The organism is Allobosea sp. 01N443 (assembly GCF_056399325.1).
On record NZ_JBFTRC010000285.1, the window covers coordinates 1 to 5,308 of the forward strand.

Here is a 5,308-nt window from a genome sequence, read left to right on the forward strand (position 1 = left end):
TCGTTCGCCCATGCCGATGATGTCTGCTCAGGTATTCGCAGGATGGCGTTGTCTCCGGCCGCGAGTCGAAGAATGGTCATCCGGTCGCACCCCGTGATGCCGTCTGCCGGATGACCTGATCTCGATGCCGAGCCTGCCTTCGCCCTTGCCGGTGCCCTCGACGGGGCGCGGACTCGGCCTCATCCTCACCCTCGGCGTGACACAGGTCGCCGGCTATGGCTGCCTCTACTATACCTTCGCGGTGCTGGCCCGGAATATGACCGCAAGCTTCGGATGGGCTCCTGAATGGACCTATGCCGGGTTCGCCGCGAGCCTTCTTGCCGGCGGTGTCGTTGCTCCCGCCGTCGGCCGGCAGGTGGACCGTCGAGGAGCACGGCTGGTGATGACGATCGGTTCGGCCCTTGCCGGGTTGGCACTGCTGGCGCTCGCCGAGGCACGCGGCGGCCCGAGCTATTTCGCGGCGATGATTGCCCTTGGCATGATTTCGACCATGGTCTTCTACGACGCCGCCTTTGCGGCACTGACGCAGTCGCGCGGTGCCGGTGCGCGGCGCTCGATCAGCCAGCTCACTCTGATCGGTGGCTTTGCCTTGACGATCTTCTGGCCCCTGACGACGGCGCTGCTCGCGCAGTTCGACTGGCGCGAGATCTACCGGTTCTACGGCCTGCTACAGCTGGGGCTCTGCGTGCCCTTGCATCTCCTTGGGCTGCCAGGGCGTGTCAAACGGGCCGCAGAGCGCGGGCATGCCGCGAGCGTTCCGGCGTTGCTCCATGCCGATTATCTCGAAGGCGAGGCGCGCCGGCTCGCCTTTGTACTGCTCGCTCTCGCCTTCTCGCTGCAGGGCTTCGTCGTTTCAGCCATGTCGGTGCATCTGCTGAGCATATTGCAGGGGCTAGGCCTGAGCGCTGCAGTCGCGGTCGGCATCGGTGCCATGGTCGGCCCTGCCCAGGTCGCCGGGCGGCTGGCGGAGATGCTGTTCGGCGCTTCTCTCTCGCCGATGACCACGGCATGGGTTTCGGCGGCGATGATGCCGCTCGGTTTCGTCCTGCTGATGACGGGCCAGACGACCGCAGTGCTCGCCGGTCTCTTTGCGATCGCCTACGGGATCAGCGTCGGACTGAGTTCGATCGTGCGTGGAACCGTGCCGCTCCAGCTTTTCGGCCCGGCGGGATACGGCGCGATGCTTGGCAAGCTCTCGGCGCCGGGGCTGGTGGTCAAGGCGGCGGCGCCGCTTGTCTGTGCGGTCTTGATCGAGCGGGCTGGCCTGATGCCAACRGCGGGGCTCATGGTGTTGCTGTCCTTGCTTGCCACCGGGGCCTTGTTCGTGCTCGCGCGCAAGGTCTCCTGACCTGAAGGGATCAGATCCGTCGTGCGCGCCACCATGAACGGACGGCGTCGCGCGTGCGCAGCATGAAGGCATGGATCGGACTGCGCCTCACCCAGTCCAGCGTGCGCGCACGCAAATCGGTGATGACAGCCATTCCGCGCGCGAACCAGCTGATGGTGAGGAGCTTCTTTCGGCCGGCATTGTAGATGCGCTCGACGATCACGAAGCTCGCCAGATACGCCAGCCCGAGCATGATCAGGCCGCTGATCACATGGCCGCGCGCGATCACGATGAGGCTGACGAGCTTGAGAGGCTCGACGACCGCGAACGGCGCTGCCAGCAGCGCCAGGATCGCAAAGCGCGGCATGCGGGCGATCGCCGCCTCGGCGCGTGCCACGAACCGCCGTTCCGACAGCCAGCGAATGGCCGGGCGGTAGAGCGGGCGCGCGAGCTCGTCGAACAGGATCAGGAACGAGATCAGGCCTCGTAGCGGCAGCGCAGCAACGCGGCCGATGGCGGCTGCCAGACGATGGAGAGGTGACGATGCCATCGATCCTTCCTTGCCGCCCGCGTGATGCAACAGCAAGCAGAAATGCCGCGCCTCCCAGCCGCGGATGGCTGGAAACCCGCTGTCATCATCCCTGGCGTCGGTTCCGTCGCCAGGGATGTCGCAACGATTGAGACGACCCGGGCGTTGATCGCCCCGATCGCGGCGACCTCAGTCGGTGAAGACGACCGTCTTCTTGCCGTTCAGAACGACGCGGTCCTCGAGATGATGCAGCACGGCGCGCGCCAGCACCCGCCGCTCGATATCGCGGCCCTTGCGCACCAGCGCGTCGGGCGTATCGCGATGCGAGATGCGCTCGACATCCTGCTCGATGATCGGACCCTCATCGAGATCGGGCGTCACGTAATGGGCGGTCGCGCCGATCAGCTTCACGCCGCGCTCATGCGCCTGATGGTAGGGCTTGGCGCCCTTGAAACCGGGCAGGAAGGAATGATGGATATTGATGCAGCGACCAAGCAGCTTGGCCGAGAGCCCGTCCGACAGGACCTGCATATAGCGCGCAAGCACGACGAGATCGGTCCGGGCCTCCTGTACGAGCTGCCAGATCTGGGCCTCCTGCTCCATCTTGGTCTGTCGGGTGATCGGCAAATGATGGAAGGGCAGGTCACCGATATCGGTCGAGGCGATGCTGTCGCGACCGTGGTTAGAGATGATGCCGGCGATCTCCATCGGCAGCTCGCCGATGCGCCAGCGATAGAGCAGGTCGGCGAGGCAGTGGTCGAATTTTGAGACCAGCAGCATCACGCGCTTCCGCACATGCTGCTCGCGCAGCGTGAAATCCATGGCGAAGCGCCGGGACAGTTTCCCGAAGGCTTCCGTGATCTCGGCGTGCGACCTGCTCTCGGCGAGGCGCTCGAAGACGACGCGCATGAAGAAGCGGCCCGTTTCGGTGTCGTCGAACTGCTGTGCGTCTCGGATGTTGCAGCCGGCCTCGAACAGCAGCGTCGAGACGGCGGCGACGATGCCGGGACGGTCGGGGCAGGAAAGGGTGAGGATCGAAATGCGGTCGGACATGGCTGATGCCGCCCTTCGAGGGGCGGCCCTTCGCTGGGACAATGGGACGGGTTTCGGGTTGGAGGGCGCGCGACGCGCTGCGCTCAACCTCGTCCCGTTGCCGTCACCCTGCAGCCGAACTCCGCCGCGGAGGCGGAAAGCCAGGACCAGAAACTGCCTGCCATGCTGCGTGCGACCATGATCTCGAAAACGGCGTCACCGGATTCCGGATCGTCAGTGATCCGCCAGAGATGCACACCCATATAAGCGATGCTTGTCAAGGCGGCGGCACCGGCGGGGAAGACGGAAGGGTGCAGATCGAGCATGCAGCCCTTCGCCAACGTCTCGCGCAGCTTCGGTCCGGAAAGCCGCAGCGCAGCCCGCCCGTCGGACTGGTCGGAGACGGCCGCGAGCGGCGCGAGATCGCGCAGCAGCTCATCGAAACCGTTCCGATCCGTCGCGATCAGATGCCACTGATCCGGGCCGGCCCAGACCAGACTGTGGCTCGTGCTGGAGACGATGCGCGGCGTCACCGGCAGGCCGAGCCCGGTGCGGCGCTGGAGCGCCTGCGTGAGCACCTCATCCCGACCCTCCCCAGCAATCAGGCTGGCGATGCCGAGGCCGTCGCGCGCCTCGATCGTGATGCCGGGCTGCCCGGCGGCACCAAAGGCGCCCGAGGCCAGAATGCCGGCCCAGGAGCCGCGTGGCGTCCAGGCAGTTGTCACGGCGTCAGCCATGGAGGCGCGCTCCTTCGGGATCGACGAAGACCGGATTGCAGATTTCGAGGACGATATCGCCGTTGCGCACCGGGTCGACGGCGCGGATGCGTTCGCCGATGCGTTTCGGGCCATTCTTCAAGAAGCCGAGGCCGATCCAGTGCTTCAGCACCGGGGAATAGGCGACCGAGGTCATGTAGCCCTCGTCATGCTCCATCGCCGCAGGCTTGCCGAGGCCGATGAAATGCGCGCCGGCTCGCAGTCGTTGCCCGATTTCCACCGGCCTGAAGCCGACCAGGGCGGGACGATCCGGTTCGATCAGGGCTTCGCGCCTTGCCATGACGCGACCGACAAAGTCCTTCTTGGCGGACATCATCCGGCCCAGGCCAAGATCGCGGGCCGTGGTCTGGCCGTTGAGCTCGTTGCCTGCGACATGGCCCTTCTCGATGCGCATCACACCGAGCGCCTCGGTGCCATAGGGCGTGATACCGTACGGCGCCCCTGCCGACATAAGGGCACGCATCATTGCATCGCCATGATCGGCCGGGACGGCGAGCTCATAGGCGAGCTCGCCCGAGAAGGAGATCCGGAACAGCCGCGCCGGGATGCTGCCACCGACCGTGACGCTGCGCGCCGCGAGATAGGGGCAAGCTTCGTTCGAGAGATCGTGTTGCGCATCGACGACGCCGCGCAGAACATCGCGGGCCTTCGGTCCCGCAACCGCGGCCTGCGCCCACTGCTCCGAGACTGAGACCATGCGGACATCGAGCGTCGGCCAGAGCACCTGATGGCAGAATTCGAGATGCTGCATCACCTTGGCGGCGTTCGCCGTGGTGGTCGTCATCAGGAAATGCGTCTCGGCCAAGCGCGAGGTCGTGCCGTCATCCATGACGAAACCGTCTTCGCGCAGCATCAGTCCATAGCGCGCCTTGCCTACGGGCAAGGCCTTCCAGCCATTGATATAGACCCGCTCCAGGAACTCGGCGGCATCATCGCCCTGGATGTCGATCTTGCCGAGGGTCGAGACGTCGCAGATGCCGACGCCATTGCGCACGGCGAGCACCTCGCGATTGACGGTGGTCAGCCAGTGGTCCTCACCTGCTTTCGGATAATACTGCCCGCGCAGCCAAAGCCCGGTCTCGACGAAGACGGCGCCCTGGTCCTTCGACCATTGATGGGTGGGCGCCAGCCGCATCGGCCGGAAATCCGGGCCGCGATGGTGTCCGGCAAGCGCACCGATGGCGACCGGCGTATAGGGCGGCCGGAAGATCGTCGTCCCCGTCTCGGGAATGGTCTTGCCCGTTTGCTCGGCCATGATCGCGAGGCCGGAGATATTCGAGGTCTTGCCCTGGTCGGTCGCCATCCCGAGCGTGGTGTAACGCTTCAGGTGTTCGACCGGTCGGAACCCCTCGCGCGCCGCCAGCTCGACATCGGTATCGGTCACGTCGTTCTGGAAATCGACGAAAGCCTTACCCTTGCCGCCCTTGACCCGCCAGAGCGGAGAAACCGAGACCGCTTCAGGATCGGTCTTCGCTGCGGAGGCCAGCGGCTTCGCCGCGAAACCGCAATCGGCCGCAGCTTCGCTGCCGAGGCGGGCGCCGTCCGCCAGTGCCTGCGCCAGGCTGAAATGCCCGGCAGCGCTGCCGGCGGCGCTGAGCCCGGCCGGCATCGTGCCCGGCACGAAGGCTTGGATCGCCTCGTCCC

At 66.0% G+C, this 5,308-nt stretch carries 5 protein-coding genes; 1 reads left to right on the top strand and 4 read right to left on the bottom strand.

Features of this window, described 5'->3' with window-relative positions; translation table 11 throughout:
- Window positions 1-124: 124 nt before the first annotated feature.
- Window positions 125-1,348 carry an MFS transporter gene (locus tag AC1DRP_RS34615; RefSeq protein WP_441507511.1) on the top strand — a complete coding sequence of 408 codons (1,224 nt, stop codon included), beginning with the start codon at window positions 125-127 and terminating at the stop codon, window positions 1,346-1,348.
- Window positions 1,349-1,358: 10 nt separating this feature from the next.
- Here AC1DRP_RS34615 and AC1DRP_RS34620 read toward each other — a convergent pair whose 3' ends face one another.
- The 4 genes from AC1DRP_RS34620 to AC1DRP_RS34635 form a co-directional block, all read right to left on the bottom strand.
- Window positions 1,359-1,877, bottom strand: coding sequence for a hypothetical protein (locus AC1DRP_RS34620; RefSeq protein ID WP_441507512.1), 519 nt, complete (start codon window positions 1,875-1,877; stop codon window positions 1,359-1,361).
- Window positions 1,878-2,045: 168 nt separating this feature from the next.
- Entirely contained in the window at window positions 2,046-2,909 is an 864-nt protein-coding gene (gene purU / locus AC1DRP_RS34625) for a formyltetrahydrofolate deformylase (protein WP_441507513.1), read from the bottom strand.
- Window positions 2,910-2,992: 83 nt separating this feature from the next.
- The gene (locus AC1DRP_RS34630; protein WP_441507514.1) at window positions 2,993-3,625 is read right to left on the bottom strand and encodes a sarcosine oxidase subunit gamma; all 633 of its coding nucleotides are present in this window, start codon (window positions 3,623-3,625) and stop codon (window positions 2,993-2,995) included.
- The coding region (locus AC1DRP_RS34635) for a glycine cleavage T C-terminal barrel domain-containing protein (RefSeq protein WP_476770906.1) at window positions 3,618-5,308 on the bottom strand (1,691 nt) is incomplete at its 5' end. The genes AC1DRP_RS34630 and AC1DRP_RS34635, both read right to left, overlap by 8 nt.

Coding starts and splice junctions, on each gene's coding strand:
- AC1DRP_RS34630 (WP_441507514.1), bottom strand. CDS start 3,625: ATGGCTGACGCCGTGACAACTGCCTGGACGCCACGCGGCTCCTGGGCC.
- purU (WP_441507513.1), bottom strand. CDS start 2,909: ATGTCCGACCGCATTTCGATCCTCACCCTTTCCTGCCCCGACCGTCCC.
- AC1DRP_RS34620 (WP_441507512.1), bottom strand. CDS start 1,877: ATGGCATCGTCACCTCTCCATCGTCTGGCAGCCGCCATCGGCCGCGTT.